Here is a 14605-nt window from a genome sequence, read left to right as displayed (position 1 = left end):
CTACTCGACGGAGAGGGAACAGGACATGACCGAGCAAGAGATCCGCAAGGGGCTCGTGGGGGTCGTCGCGGACGTGACGGCGATCTCGAGAGTGAACCCCGACACGAACTCGCTCCTCTACCGGGGCTACCCGGTGCAGGAGCTCGCCGCGACGCAGCCGGTCGATGCGGTTGCGCACCTGCTGTGGCACGGCGAGCTGCCGACCGGTGACGAGCTCGCCGAACAGCGACGACAGGCCCGGCCCCAGCGCGCGCTGCCGGCGGAACTGCGCGAGGCGATCGACCGGATGCCGCTGGACGCGCACCCGATGGATGAGGTCCGGACCGCCGTGAGCGTCCTCGGCGCGCTCGACACCGCCGGCGCGGCATCCGTGCTCGATGCGGTCGGAACACCCGAACGCAATCTCGCCCGCAGCCTGCGCCTGTTCGCGGTGCTGCCCGCCATCGTCGCGTACGGGCAGCGTCGCCGCCGGGGGCTCGCGCTCATCGATCCGCGCGACGATCTCGACGACGCGGCCAACTTCCTGTGGATGACCTTCGGAGAGGAGCCCGACCCGGTCGTGGCCGACGCGTTCAACCGGTCGCTGATCCTGTACGCCGAGCACTCGTTCAACGCCTCGACCTTCACGGCCCGGGTCATCGCCTCGACCCTCAGCGACCTGTACTCGGCCGTCGTCGGCGCGATCGGCGCACTGAAGGGGCCGCTCCACGGCGGGGCGAACGAGGCCGTGATGCATGTGTTCGATGAGATCGGCGACGCCGCCGGCGTCGAGGCCTGGCTCGACCGGGCGCTCGCCGAGAAGCGGAAGATCATGGGGTTCGGTCACCGCGTCTATAAGCGCGGCGACTCGCGGGTGCCGACGATGAAAGCGGCGCTGGATGCGCTGGTCGACCACTACGACCGGCCGGATGTCGCTGAGCTCTACGACACCCTCGAGCGCGAGTTCACCGGCCGCAAGGGCATCTACCCGAACCTCGACTACCCCTCCGGGCCCGCCTACAACCTCATCGGGTTCGACACGGTGACGTTCACGCCGCTGTTCGTGGCGGCGCGGGTCGTGGGGTGGACGGCTCACATCATGGAGCAGTACGCCGCCAACGCGCTCATCCGGCCCCTGTCGGCGTACGACGGGCCGGATGAGCGCCACGTCGACGGCTACGTCGCTGATGAAGCCGAGGTCGAGGCCGCGGAGCGCCCCGAGGAAGCCACGGGCTGACGGCGACGCGCCGCGACCAGCAGGCCGCCGAGCGCGAGGGCGAGGATGCCCGCCACCGCGAATCCGATCGGCGCGGTCCCGCCCGTGACGGCGATCGTGCCCGCAGGCGCCGCCGCCGTCACGGTCACGCCGACCTCGATGGGCGCGAGCGTCCCCGACGTCACGACGAGGCGGTGCGCGCCGACCGTGAAGTCGTGCGGGATCGCGATCGAGAACGCCGTGCGGCCGGAGGCGTCTGCCGCGGGGATGTCGCTGACGACGATCGGTTCGCTGAACAGCGTCGCCGCGATCTGCTGGCCCGGCTCGAGGCCGGTCACCGTCACTGCGAGGGTTCCGCCCTGCGCGACCGTGGTGCTGCCAAGCTCGACCGTCGCCCACGGCTGTGCTGGCTCGGCGGGCTCGCCGGGTTCGCCGGGCTCCGTGGGCTCGCCGTCACCGGGGGCGCCTGGCCCGGGGAAGCCGGGCTGCTCGGCGGGCGGCTGCTCTCCGGTGAGATACGCGCGGTTCGCCGGTGCGGGTGAGACCGGGCCGACGGCGGCGAAGAACTCCACCGTCGCCTGCAGGTCGACCTGACCGGAGTCGGTCGCGCTCGAGCCGGTCGCGAAGGTCGCGAAGTTGTCGCCGCCGCCCGCGAGGAACGAGTTGGTGACGACGCGGATCGTCGTGGTGGTGTCGTCGACCGCGAGCTGCTCACCGTTCAGCTGCATCGAGCGGATGCGCGAGCCTGAGGGTGCTGCCGGGTCGTACTCGAAGGAGAAGCCCTTCGACACGCCCATGGCGAGCTTGGGACGTGATGCCCCGGCTGGCTGCCACTGCTCTTCGAGCACCTGCTTGATCTGTGCCGGGGTGAGCTCCAGCGTGACCAGGGTGTTCGCGAACGGCTGGACATTCGCGACCTCGCGGTACGACACGGCTCCGCCGTCGTCGCCGAACAGCAGGTCGGCGCGGAGGCCGCCCGGGTTCATGAACGCCACCTCGGCGTCGCGCCCACCGTAGGCCGGGTTCTGCGATGTGGCCCAGAGGTACACGTCGGCGACGGTGTTGCCGAGCGTCGAATGCACGCCGCGGTCCTCCGATCCCGACGCCGTCTTGCCGCGCATGATGTCGGCGGTGATCGAGCCCACCTGCACCCGGCCCTTCTCGTCCGCGACGCGGACCGCTTCCGCGACGACCGCACGCGTGTCGACGTCGGGGAAGGCGATCGGCTGGCCGAGCGCAGGGTCGATGAGCGGCACGGTGCTGCCCGTGATGGACTCGAGGTCACCGGCATCCGTCAGCTCGATGTCGAGGGAGCCGAGCGTCGTGCCGTACTGGTGCGCCTGGATCACCGGGCGACCACCGATCTCGCACGCGTACTTCTGGTGCGTGTGAGCGGACACGATCGCGTCGATGTCGTCGGACGCGCCGCGGACGAGGTCGCCGAAGTGGCCCGACTCGGTCGCGATCGCCGCGCAGTCCGAGCCGGCCGACCCTTCGTGGGCGAGGAGCACGACGACATCGGCGCCTTCGGCGACCGCATCGGCGGCGGCGTCGTTGGCCGAGACGACCTGGTCGCGGAACTCGATGTCGGCGATGCCCTGCGGGCTGACCATGCCGGCGGTCTGTTCGGTCACGGTGCCGACGAACGCGATCCGCGTGCCGTCGACCTCCTTGATCGTGTAGGGCTTGAGCGCGTGCTCGTCGGTGCCCTTGCGGAAGACGTTTGCGCCGAGGGCGAAGTCGCTGAAGGCGCCGGCATCCGCGTTCTCCTCGAATCGAGGGATGACGCGACCGGTCAGGTCGTCGAAACCGCGGTCGAACTCGTGGTTGCCGACGGCGCTGACGTCGAGGCCGGCGGTCTTCAGCGCGTCGATCGTGGGAGTGTCCTGATCGATGAACGACTCGAACGCCGAGGCGCCGATGTTGTCACCGGCCGAGACGAGCAGGGTGTTCGGGTTCTGCTGGCGGAACGTGTCCACCGCACCCGCGAGGACCGCGGCACCCGCGACGCCGCCGGACTCCGGCACGAGACGGCCGTGGAAGTCGTTGATCGTCAGCACGCGGATGTCGGGCTGCGCGACGGGAGCGCCGCCGACGAGCTGCTCGACGCTGTACAGGGTCGTCGTTCCCGACACCTCGTTGCCGACCGCGAGCAGCGGCTGGCCGGTGGGGGAGCGGTGCGCCCCGATGAACTGGATGCCTTCGGGGCCGAGGTCGCCCGCAGCGGGCGAGTCGGCAGCAGCACTGAAGTCGCGGTTGTTGACGTACGTGACGTACGTCGGCGCCTTCGGGTCGGTGATGTCGTAGACGATGACGCCGCCGACGCGCTCGAAGCCGATGAAGGCGTACGTGCGGCCGCCGACGGTGCCGATCGACAGGTTCTCGGGCTCGGGGCCCTTGTCGTCGCTGCGTCCGTCGAGGTTGGCCTCGGTGTGGTTCGAGTTGAAGTAATCGGGTGCGACGCGGGCGAGGATCCGTTCGAACTGGTCGCCCGAGTCGAACACGAGCGTGCCGTCGGTGCCCCAGATCGAGAAGGAGCGGCCGCCGAGGGAGGACAGCTCGTCGTAGCAGCTGCCGTCGCCGCGCAGTCCGTTCTCGACTGAGACGTTGAGGCGTCCGAGTGCTCCGTCGCCGAGCTTCGCCGCGAGCGGCGAGTCCGCGCAGACGGCCGGGAGCCCCTTCTTGCCGAGGTCCTTGACGCGGACTGCCTCGGCGTAGTCGCCCCATTCGCGGGCGTCGCCCTCGTTGGCGGTGACGAGGTAGGTGCTGGTCTTGCCGCCGACGGCGGCCGAGTACGACTGGATGCCGTCGGGCATGTACATGCCCTTCAGCCCGGCGTACGTGGCGATGGTGATCCCGCCGTCCTTATCGCTCGCATCGAGACCGTTTCCGGTCGTGCCGTGATCCTTGAGTCCGAGCGGCAGGATCTTGGTGACCTCGGCCTTCGAGAGGTCGACGACGGCGATCGCGTTGGCCTCTTGGAGTGCGGCGTAGGCCGTCGTGCCGTCGACGGTGATGTACTCCGGCTCGAGGTTGCGGCTCACGCGGTTGGCGGCGAGGGGCTTGTCGCCCTGGTCGGGCGCGGCGACATCGGGTCCGAACACGCGGACGCCCGCGGGGAGCGATTTCGACCCGCCCGTTTCGAACGCGCCGAAGCCCGCGATACGCACGGCCGACTGTGCGGGGGCGGACACGGTCTTGGGCAGCGCGACGACGCCGATCGAGCCTTCCGGGTCGAGCGAGAAGTCGTCGGCGGGTTCGCCCTCGTTGGCGACGACCGCGTACGCGCCGTCCTTGGAGATCGTGACCATGTCGGGCAGCGCGCCGACGGCGACGGCGCCCAGGCGGGTGGATGCCGCGTCATCGGCATTCGCGTCGAAGAACACCAGCGTTCCGTTCGCGGTCTTGTCCTCTGCCTCGAACGCGACGACGCCGAGCCCGTCGTCGCGAATCGCGAGGGAGTTCGCCGTGCCGGCATCCGAGATGGTGAACAGCTCGACCGGAGTGGTCGGGTCGCTGTTGTCGAGCACGGTCACCGAGCCCGCTTGCGCGTTGACGACGTACAGGCGGTCGCGGTACGACTGGACGATCTCGGCGGCCGACGCATCGAACTCGCCGGTCTCGTGCGTGCCGATGGGCGTGAGCGAAAGCGTCGCGCCGGGGGCGGAGTCGGTGATCGGAGCGGTGACGAGCGCGGCGGATGCCGCGGTGAGCGGGGTCAGCGCGAGGGTGCAGGTGAGCGCGGCCGTCGCGACGGCGGCGAGCGTGCGGGGAACCGTGCGGCTCCGGGCAGGCGAAGGCATGGGTGTCCTCTGGTCGGGTGAACGGGTGCAGGTCGTGAGTACTCCGCGCACGTGTCCGGGACGTGAATGCCCGGCAACTGGTCGGAGACGCGCGGTGGGGCGCGTGGCACGATGAGGGGATGAGCGACTACACGACGATCATCAGCGAGACGCGAGGGCGCGTCGGCTGGCTGACCCTGAACCGACCCGAGGCGCTGAACGCCCTGAACTCGACGCTCGTGACCGAGCTCGCGGACGCGGCGACGGCGTTCGATCGCGACGAGTCCATCGGCGCGATCGTCGTGACCGGCTCGGAGCGGGCGTTCGCGGCGGGTGCGGACATCAAGGAGATGGCGGGCAGGAGCGCCCGTGAGATGTCGATGGATAACCCCTTCGCGGCGCTCGAAGAGTTTTCGCGGGTGCGCACTCCTGTCGTCGCCGCGGTCGCCGGGTTCGCGCTCGGGGGCGGGTGCGAGCTCGCGATGATGTGCGACATCGTGCTGGCGGCGGACACCGCGGTCTTCGGGCAGCCCGAGATCGATCTGGGCGTGATCCCCGGCATCGGCGGCACGCAGCGGCTGACGCGTGCGATCGGGTACTACAAGGCGGCCGAGCTGGTGCTGACCGGTCGGCGGATGCCGGCAGAGGAGGCTGAGCGTGCCGGGTTGGTGTCGCGCGTCGTCCCCGCCGCACAGCTGCTCGACGAGGCCGGCGCGGTGGCTGAGCGGATCGCGTCGAGGTCGCTGCCGGTCGCCTACGCCGCCAAGCAAGCGTTGCGTGCCTCGCAGGAGACGACCGCCGCCGAAGGGCTTCGCCTGGAGCGCACGCTTTTCGCATCGCTGTTCGCCCTCGACGACCAGAAGGAAGGCATGGCGGCCTTCGCCGAGAAGCGCAGTCCCGAGTTCCGGCACCGCTGATTCGTCGAGTGCTGGTCGAACGCGGGTCCGCCATCCGCCGTCGGGCGGCGATCGTGCTCGTCGGCGGGGTGGTGCTGGTGCTCGTGGCTGCCGGGGCGGTCGCGTGCGCCCGGTGGGCGCTGAGCCTCGATGCGGTGCGCGGGTTTCTCGACCGGTACCCGGGGGCGTACCCGCTGCCCGAGGGTGCGCCTGTCGGATTTCCGGCGTGGCTCGCCTGGCAGCACTTCTTCAACGCGTTCCTGATGGTGCTGATCATCCGCACCGGTCTGCAGGCTCGTAGGGAGAAACGCCCGAAGGTCTTCTGGTCGCCGCGTGGTCGGCCGAAGCGGCGGACGAGCCTGACGATCTGGTTCCATCAGGCGCTCGACGTCTTCTGGGTCGCCAACGGAGTGGTGTTCGTGATCCTGCTGTTCGCGACGGGGCAGTGGATGCGGATCGTGCCGACGAGCTGGGAGGTGCTGCCGAACGCGGCGTCGGCGGCGTTGCAATACGTGTCGCTCGACTGGCCGACCGAAAGCGGCTGGGTCAACTACAACAGTCTGCAGCAGCTCGCTTACGCCACCACGGTCTTCGTCGCCGCTCCGCTCGCGGTGGCGACCGGGCTGCGGCTGAGCACCGTGTGGCCCCGCGGCGACGCGCGGATGAACCGGATCCTGCCGCTGGAGCCGGCGCGCCGCCTTCACGTGCTCGTGATGCTGTTCTTCGCGGTCTTCATCGTGACCCATGTCGCACTCGTTCTCGCCACGGGAGCGCTTCGCAACCTCAATCACATGTATGCCGCACAAGGGTCGGTGGACCCGACGGCCTACGCCGACAACTGGACCGGCTTCTGGCTGTTCGTGCTGTCGCTCGGCGTCATCGTCGGAGCGTGCGTCGCTGCCCGTCCCGCCGTGCTCGCACCGATCGCGCGCTTGTTCGGCCCGACCATCACCCGCTGATCGCGGACGTGACCCGGCGTCGCGGCGTCGCGGCGTCGCGGGGCCGGTGTCGCACGCCCCGGTGTCGCACGCCCGGTGGCGCAGGTGCGGTGCGACACGCCCCCGGTGCGACACGCCCAATGTGCGGTCGCGGCGTCGCGGGGCCGGTGTCGCAGGCACGATGTTGCCGCGCTCGGGCGCAGGCGCGCTGTTGCCTCGCTCGGAGCGCGGGGCATCCCGCTGGGGCATCCCGCTCGTCCCCGGCGCGGGACTGCCCGGCCCTCACGATCAAAATGGTGGTGGTTCGGGTGGCGGTGCTCCGCCGGTCCGACCACCCGGTGGCGGGTCCACCGTGCCGGTGGTGAAGCACACGGCCGGCGTCGGTACGTCTTCGCGGTAGACCCGCCCCAGGGGCGAGGTCCATTCGAGGACCCCGCCGCCGATCTGCCGCACTTCCCATGTCGTGAATTGCTTCATGGAGTGGTGTCTCTGGCACAGGTGGGCGAGGTTGAGGAGGTGGGTGTGGCCGCCGAGGGCGTAGTCGATGGTGTGGTCGAGTTCGCATCGGATCGCGGCTCTGCGGCATCCGGGGAACCTGCAGTGCTGGTCTCGGGCGGTGAGGAGTTTCTTCATCGCGATGGTGGGCCGGTAGGTGTCGATCTCGACCGGGGTGCGGGTGACCGGGTCGATGAAGAGCCGGTCCCACTCGGTGACCTGTCCGGCGAGTTCACGCGCCGTGTCGGCGTCGATCAGTCCGGCACCGACAGCGTCGGCGGGGTGCTCGTCACGGCCTATCAGGGTCTCGGCGGTGACGGTGACTTGGACTCGTGCTCGGATCGCGCCGAGCCCACCGGCCCGGTCGGTTCCGTAGGTCGGGTCGACCACGGGTGCTCCGCCGAGGACAAGGTCGCCGAGAATGTCAGCACGCAGTTGATCCATCGTCCGGGCGTCTGGCGCCGCATCCGCCCCGGCGCCCGCAGCACCGGCCGAGGCAGCACCGGCCGAGGCAGCATCCGCCTCCACCGCATCCCCGCAACCGCCCGCATCCCGGGCATCCCGGGCATCCCGGGCATCCTTGACGGCTTGTCCCATCTGGGTGAGCCGGTCAAGCATCCCCACAGCGATGACGGTGGGGAGGTTGGCGACGAGGTTCGACATCCCGTCCGACCCGCGGAACACGCGCACGCACCGCTCCGCCGCCGCAGCACCATGCCGCTCCGTGAACGACTGGGGGTGCACCCGCGCCGCCAAAACCTCGAGCGCACCCCGCACCCGGGACGGTACATCCCGCTCGCATACATCGATCGCGGCATCCGCGAACGACCCTCGCACCTCATCGGGCACCCCGGCCCCGGCCTTCACGATCACATCCACGTGTCCGCGTTCGATCCGCCGTTCCACCCACGCGGCGAACACGGCCGGGTAGTCGTCGATGACGGTCATCGCATGGTCGATCTCGCCCTGCAACCGCCGATCCGTCAACCGCGCCATCCCCGCCGCCTCGGCCGCGACCGATCGCAGCTCCATGTCGGAGGCCATGCCCCGCACCCCATCGCGCCGGGCCTCACGCAACGCCGACCGTCCCAGATCGGCCAACGCACGCATCCGCTCGACCTCTCCGGCATGGACAAGATCGAGCGCTTCCGCGAACCGCGCGAACGCGAGCACCTGCGCGGGCGCGGCGTCATCGCGTCGCATCCCGCTGATTTCACCAGCCCCACCGCTCGCTGCCATGTTCCCATTGTCGCAGCGGGGTGCGACATCACTATCGAATATATCTACGAGCGAGGATAACTCGCCGAACCATCCGATGGGGAGGAATGACAATAAACGCCCCCACCGAAGCCGGGCAGGCGCCAGCCGGAGCGGACTCCGGCCAGAGCGGACTTCACGTCAGCGAACGAAGCGGACCTCGGTCAGCGTCTCACCGAGGAAGGGCTCGGTGTGGGTCTGTCCGTCGAGCGTGAAGCCGTTGCGCTCGTAGAAACGGTGCGCGCGGGGGTTGTCCTCCGCGACCCACAGGTAGATCCCCTCGTCCTTCTCGACGGCGGCATCGAACAGGCGCTGGCCGATGCCGGTGCCGTGCCACGCGTCGAGCAGGTAGATGAAGTAGAGCTCGCGCATCCGAGGCGCGTCGCGGTCGCGAGCCGGGCCCGAACCCACGAAGCCGACGATCTCGCCGCGGACGAGCGCGGCGTACATCCGGAAGTCCTCGCCCTGCGCGGCCCAGTGCGTCCACAGCTCGGCGAGTCGGCGAGGCGACACGCTCTGGAGCGCGGCCGTGCTGATGAGGTGGTCGTAGGTCTCGTGCCAGCAGGTGGCGTGCACGCGCCCGAGGGCTTCGGCGTCGACATCCCGCACCGGACGGACGACGATGTCGGTCTGCAGTTCGGCTTCCATGGCCAGACTCTACGCGCGGGTGGCGGTGGCGTGAAATCGAGCCGTCGGGGTTGCGCCGCGGGCTCATCAGGCTCCGAGCTCGACCCCTTCTTCGGCATCATGGCCGGCCGCAGCCTCACCCTCGGCCGCTGCCTCGACCGAGAGCAGACCGACCTCGCCCGGGCTCCACCCCGCCGCGACCAGGCGGGCGCGGAGCGCCGTCTCCACCGCCGCCTGTTCGCCGCCAGCGCGCAGGCGCGTTCCCGTTCGCGTCGCGCCGAGCACCGCGTCCGGATCGAGCGTCCGTGCCGCGGCGAGCAGCTCGTCCCTCATCCGATCCGCGCGGGCGGTGCCGAGCGCCGTCCGCACGATGTCGAACGAGCTCAGGGCGACCGACCACATCTGTCCACGGCCGAGCGACGACGCAGCAGGCGGGCGTCGCGCCGCCGCCGTCGCGCTCCGGTCCGACAGGATCATCAGCAGCGCGACACCCGTGAGAAGCACCAGGACGGCCCCGGCGAGGGTCGTCGGCACGACCGACATCCATGAGCGGAAGAACGGCGAATCCCACCCGGCCGTCAGCCCCGCTACGGCGCGGCACGTGGAGAAGGCTGCGTACGCTGTCATCGCCGAAGCGAGGAGCCACGTCCCGCGTCTCGCGGCGATCGCGGGGTGCCTCGCTGCCACGGCGGTCAATCCGCAGGCGACCGCCACGACCAGCACCTTCACCGCGAGTGACGCGGGGAGACCCACCGCGGCGGAGACGACGCCGACCACCGCGGCGAGCGACGCGGCGATGCCCGCACGCGCCAGGACGTTGCCGCTGAACGAGCCGAGGCCCGCGAAGACCAAGCCCGGCGCCAGCACCATGGCGACGTCGCTGATGACGAGGGACGCGGGGTCTCCGGTCTGGGTGTGCACGAGATGCAGCAGGCTCGCCGCCATCGCGGACAGCGCCCCGACGATCGCGAAACGCAGCACCTCGCCGCGTCGACGCCAGCTCGGGCGTACCGCGAACAGGTAGACCAGCCCGACGATGGTCGCCAGGCACGCGCACACCAACGCCACCCCTGCTGTCAGCACGGCCCTCACCCCCTGGCGCGCCGGCCCGTGAGCGCGCTCACTCGCAACCTACGCGCTGCGGGGGCCAGGAGAAAAGGGAGCCGTCATCTCGGCACCGAAACAGGCCTGCTATGGTCGGGTCCCGACACGGGGTGCCCGCGACCGCGAGCTGAGATCAGACCCGTCGAACCTGCTCCAGTGCAATGCTGGCGAAGGGATGTCGAGATGCGCGATGTCGTGCCCACCGTCCGAGGTCCGGAGGCGGCGCTCCGAGCGCTGCGGGATGCCGCCCCGCTCACGCACTGCGTGACCAACGCCGTCGTCACCGGCTTCACCGCGAATGCGCTGCTCGCGCTCGGTGCGAGTCCCGCCATGGTCGACATCGAGGGCGAGGCCGGGATCTTCGCCGGGGTCGCCGACGGTGTCCTGCTCAACCTCGGAACCCCCACGCCGCAGCAGCAGGCCGGCGCCCGCGAAGTCGTCCAGGTGACGCGACGCTGGGTTCTCGACCCGGTCGCGGTGGGGACGCTGCCGGTCCGGACGGCGCTCGCCGCCGAGCTCGTCTCGGCTCGGCCCGCGATCATCCGCGGCAACGCGTCGGAGATCGCGGCGGTCGCCGGCAGCGGATCGGGCGGTCGCGGAGTCGACAGCGTCGACGATCCCGACACGGTGCGTGACGCAGCGCTGTCGCTCGCGCGTCGCACGGGGGCGGTCGTGGCGGTGTCGGGTCCGGTCGACCTGATCACGGATGGAGACCGGATCGCGCGGGTCCGCGGGGGAGACCCCTTGCTGACGCGCGTCACCGGCGGCGGCTGCTCGCTCGGTGCGACCATGGCCGCTTTCCTCGGGGTGACGGCCCCCCTCTCGGCGGCGGTCGCCGCGTCCGTCGTGCACAAGCGGGCGGCCGAGGCCGCGGCATCCGTCTCTTCGGGGCCGGGTTCGTTCGCCGTGGCCTTCCTCGATGCGCTCGCCGCGCTCGCGCCCGACGAGCTCGACGAGTCGCGGGTGTCGATGGAGGTCTCGACATCGGGCGTTGCGCAGTGATCCGTCGCGAGTCCCTCGCCCTGCACCTCGTCACCGACGACCGCGTCGGCTTCGAGGCGCTGCCGTCGATCGTCGATGCTGCCGTCGCCGGCGGGGTGACCCTCGTGCAGCTGCGTGACAAGACGTGCGAGGCGGCGGAGCTGGTGCGCCGCGCGCGTGTGCTGTCGGATGCGATCGCGGGGCGGGTGCCGCTCCTCATCGATGACCGGGTCGACGTCGCCCTCGCCGCGCGGGACGCGGGTGCGCAGGTCGACGGCGTGCACCTCGGGCAGAACGACATCCCGCCCATCACCGCGCGCAGACTGCTCGGGCCGACCGCCGTGATCGGTTGGACGGCGAACACCGAAGACCATCTGCGGGCCGCTCACGCGATGCCGGAGGGCACCCTCGACTACCTCGGAGTCGGCGTCATCCGGCCGACGGCGACGAAGGCCGATCACCCGCCGGCACTCGGCATCGCGGGGTTCGCGGCGCGGGCCGCGTCGACCCCGCTCGCGTGCGTCGCGATCGGTGGCGTCGGCGCCGATGACGTCGTCCCGCTCCGCCGGGCGGGCGCGGCCGGGGTCGCCGTGGTGTCGGCGATCTGCGGTGCCGCGGATCCCGCTGCCGCGGCCCGGGCCTTCACCGCTGCGGCGGCCCGTCATTCACGCGGCGCGTCGGACGGAGCGGCGCGGTGAGGGCGCGGGCGGCGGGGATGCCGCGGGCGGTGCGCGTGCCGCGGGTGCTGAGCATCGCGGGCACCGACCCGTCCGGAGGTGCGGGCATCCAGGCCGACCTGAAGTCGATCGCCGCGATGGGCGGCTACGGGATGGCCGTGGTGACCGCTCTGGTGGCGCAGAACACCCGCGGCGTGCGGGCGGTGCACGCGCCGCCCGCCGAGTTCCTGCGCGCGCAGCTCGACGCCGTGGGCGACGACGTCGAGATCGATGCGGTGAAGATCGGGATGCTGCACTCCGAGCCGCTGGTCGCGGTCGTCGACGACTGGCTCGCGCGTCGGGGTGGCGACCTCGTCGTGCTGGACCCCGTCATGGTCGCCACGAGCGGCGACCGCCTGCTCGATCACGCGGCGGAGGCGGCGATCCGTGCCCTCTGCACGCGCGTCGATCTCGTGACACCCAACCTGCCCGAGCTCGCCGTTCTGGCCGACGAGCCGGTCGCGGGCACCTGGCCGGACGCGCTGGCCCAAGCGCTGCGGTTCGCCCGCTCGTCGGGGGCGACGGTACTCGTGAAGGGCGGGCACCTCGGCGGCGACGAATGCCCCGACGCCATCGTGACGCCCGAAGGCGTCGCGGGGGAGGTGTCACGGCCGCGCATCGCCTCGACGAACACCCACGGCACGGGATGCTCGCTGTCCGCGGCCATGGCGACCCTCGGCGCAGCCGGCCGGGGCTGGAGCGATGCGCTCGCACGCGCCACGGACTGGCTCGCCGGCGCGATCGCCGCCGGTGCCGCTCTCGCCGTCGGCGGGGGCAACGGTCCCGTCGACCACCTGCACGAGATCCGCCCGCAGCTCGTGCCGCCGGCGCCGCCCGTGTCGTGGACGACGCAGGCATGGGCGGATGTGGCCCCGCTCCGCGCCGCGGTCGACGCGTGCAGCTTCGTCGACGGGCTGCGCACGGGCGAGCTCGATGAGTCGGTGTTCGCCTGGTATCTCCGGCAGGACGCGCTCTACCTGTCCGAGTACGCCCGCGTGCTCGCCCGGGCCAGCGCTCTGGCGCCGCGGAGCGACGAACAGGTGTTCTGGGCGGAAGCGGCCGCTACGGCGGTCGCGGTCGAGTCCGAACTGCACCGCGCGCGGGTCGGAGCGGATGCCGCAGCCCCCGCTCCCGCGACGCTCGCCTACACCGACCATCTGCACGCCGCGACTGCTCGAGGGTCGTACGGTGAAGTGGTGGCCGCGCTCCTGCCGTGCTTCTGGCTCTACGCCGACCTGGGCGAGCGCTTCGTGCTGGCCTCGCATGCCGGGCATCCCTATCGCGACTGGCTCTCGACCTACGCCGATCCGGCCTTCGCGGCCTCGAACCGTTCCGCCGTCGAGATCGCGGAGCGGGCTGCGAGCGAAGCATCGGCCTCGGAACGTGAGCGCATGAGCGTCGCGTTCGCGCGGTCGATGCGTCACGAGCTCGCCTTCTTCGAGGCTCCTGTCGTCGCGGCGTCCGCCGCAACATGGCCGAAGGAGGCGATGCGCGGGGCCTAGTCTGTGCTCATGCCGAAGCAGCAGGCCGGCCGAGCCACCATGAAGGATGTGGCGGCGCTCGCCGGAGTCTCGGCGAAGACGGTCTCGAACGTGCTGACGGGCACCGCGGCTGTGCGCCCCGAGACGCAGCAGCGCGTGGAGTCGGCCATGCGCGAGCTCGACTTCGTACCCAACCTCAGCGCCCGGGGCCTGCGCAACGGCCGCTCCGGCGTGATCGCCATCGCGCTGCCCGATCTCGCGACGGCCTTCTCGGCAGAGATGCTGCATCACCTCGTCAACGCTGCCCACCAGCGCGGCTACGCCGTGCAGATCGAAGAGACGGCGCTCGAACCCCAACGCGAGCGCGACCTCGTCTCACGGGCGCGTCAGCATCTCGTCGACGGCGTGGTGCTCAACCCGATCCGCATCGAGGACAGCGTCGTGGACCGCGACCACCGGCTGCCGCCCGTGGTTCTGATCGGCGAGGTCGAGCAGCATGTCACCGACCGGGTCCTCGTCGACAGTCGCGCCGGGGCGCGCGACGCGGTCGCGCATCTGGTGGCGCGGGGCGCGCGACGCATCGCCGCGATCGGCGGCGATGAGCAGTCGGCCCTCGCCACGGCGACGAGCCGTCTGCGCCTGGCGGGTATGCGAGACGCGCTCGTCGAGGCGGGCCTCGAGCACGACCGGCACCGCGAGGTCAACGTCCTGCCCTGGAACCTCGAGGCGGGCGCGATCGGTGTCCGGACCCTCCTCGAGCGCCGGGTCGACTTCGATGCCGTGCTGTGCTTCACCGACTCGATAGCAGTGGGCGCGCTGCATGCGCTCGCCGAAGCCGGCATCCGGGTTCCCGACGACGTCCTCGTGTGCGGCTTCGACGACATCGAGCAGTCGCGATACACGACGCCCGAGTTGACGACCGTGTCGTTCGATCGCGATGAGTTCGCGCGCGCGACCGTCGCACTCCTGGAGGAGCGCATCGCGGCTCGCGACATCCCGGTGCGCGCGGTAGCGATCGAGCACCGCGTGATCGCCCGGGCCAGCACGGGCGCGGCGCCCGGGGGCGTTCTCGCGCGTCACTGACGCCTGCCCGCGGTTGTCAGCGGCCATCGGTGGCGGTATCCGACCTTTTC

General features: G+C 71.2%; 11 protein-coding genes and 1 riboswitch. Of the genes, 7 read left to right on the top strand and 4 right to left on the bottom strand.

Annotated features, from left to right (window positions below; genetic code table 11):
• Positions 1–25: 25 nt before the first annotated feature.
• Positions 26–1216, top strand: coding sequence for a bifunctional 2-methylcitrate synthase/citrate synthase (locus ACU6RU_RS03080; RefSeq protein ID WP_120263573.1), 1191 nt, complete (start codon positions 26–28; stop codon positions 1214–1216).
• On the opposite strand, the gene ACU6RU_RS03075 is transcribed toward ACU6RU_RS03080, so the two are convergent.
• Complete coding sequence (locus tag ACU6RU_RS03075) at positions 1156–4998, bottom strand: choice-of-anchor I family protein (RefSeq protein ID WP_446725876.1); 3843 nt, start codon at positions 4996–4998, stop codon at positions 1156–1158. The two genes, ACU6RU_RS03080 and ACU6RU_RS03075, sit on opposite strands and share 61 nt — an antisense overlap.
• A 119-nt stretch (positions 4999–5117) precedes the next feature.
• Here ACU6RU_RS03075 and ACU6RU_RS03070 point away from each other — a divergent pair, with 119 nt between their 5' ends.
• Entirely contained in the window at positions 5118–5894 is a 777-nt protein-coding gene (locus ACU6RU_RS03070; protein ID WP_120263572.1) for an enoyl-CoA hydratase-related protein, read from the top strand.
• A gap of 8 nt (positions 5895–5902) precedes the next feature.
• The gene (locus ACU6RU_RS03065) at positions 5903–6832 is read left to right on the top strand and encodes a cytochrome b/b6 domain-containing protein (protein ID WP_446725875.1); all 930 of its coding nucleotides are present in this window, start codon (positions 5903–5905) and stop codon (positions 6830–6832) included.
• Positions 6833–7099: 267 nt separating this feature from the next.
• Here ACU6RU_RS03065 and ACU6RU_RS03060 read toward each other — a convergent pair whose 3' ends face one another.
• The 3 genes from ACU6RU_RS03060 to ACU6RU_RS03050 form a co-directional block, all read right to left on the bottom strand.
• Positions 7100–8545: a DUF222 domain-containing protein gene (locus ACU6RU_RS03060; protein ID WP_446725874.1), complete on the bottom strand. Its 1446-nt coding sequence runs from the start codon at positions 8543–8545 to the stop codon at positions 7100–7102.
• A gap of 159 nt (positions 8546–8704) precedes the next feature.
• Entirely contained in the window at positions 8705–9211 is a 507-nt protein-coding gene (locus ACU6RU_RS03055; protein WP_120263571.1) for a GNAT family N-acetyltransferase, read from the bottom strand.
• A gap of 66 nt (positions 9212–9277) precedes the next feature.
• Positions 9278–10273 carry a hypothetical protein gene (locus ACU6RU_RS03050; protein ID WP_446725873.1) on the bottom strand — a complete coding sequence of 332 codons (996 nt, stop codon included), beginning with the start codon at positions 10271–10273 and terminating at the stop codon, positions 9278–9280.
• A 117-nt stretch (positions 10274–10390) separates the two neighbouring features.
• A riboswitch (TPP riboswitch) is annotated at positions 10391–10487 on the top strand.
• Between ACU6RU_RS03050 and thiM the strand changes: the two genes are divergently transcribed.
• The 4 genes from thiM (at position 10478) to ACU6RU_RS03030 (ending at position 14555) form a co-directional block, all read left to right on the top strand.
• The gene (gene thiM, locus ACU6RU_RS03045; RefSeq protein ID WP_289330799.1) at positions 10478–11296 is read left to right on the top strand and encodes a hydroxyethylthiazole kinase; all 819 of its coding nucleotides are present in this window, start codon (positions 10478–10480) and stop codon (positions 11294–11296) included. (Overlaps the previous riboswitch by 10 nt.)
• Positions 11293–11973 (top strand): thiamine phosphate synthase, encoded by a 681-nt coding sequence (thiE, locus tag ACU6RU_RS03040; RefSeq protein ID WP_259455265.1) that lies wholly within the window; start codon positions 11293–11295, stop codon positions 11971–11973. The genes thiM and thiE overlap by 4 nt, the downstream gene beginning before the upstream one ends.
• Complete coding sequence (gene thiD / locus ACU6RU_RS03035) at positions 11970–13493, top strand: bifunctional hydroxymethylpyrimidine kinase/phosphomethylpyrimidine kinase (protein WP_446725872.1); 1524 nt, start codon at positions 11970–11972, stop codon at positions 13491–13493. Before thiE ends, thiD begins: the two co-directional genes overlap by 4 nt.
• Positions 13494–13502: 9 nt before the next feature.
• Complete coding sequence (locus ACU6RU_RS03030) at positions 13503–14555, top strand: LacI family DNA-binding transcriptional regulator (RefSeq protein ID WP_446725871.1); 1053 nt, start codon at positions 13503–13505, stop codon at positions 14553–14555.
• The last annotated feature ends 50 nt before the right edge of the window (positions 14556–14605 follow it).

Source organism: Microbacterium sp. F1-18 (genome assembly GCF_052921305.1).
The sequence above is the reverse complement of the archived record's forward strand: the minus strand, read 5'-3'. Positions and strand labels throughout refer to the sequence as shown.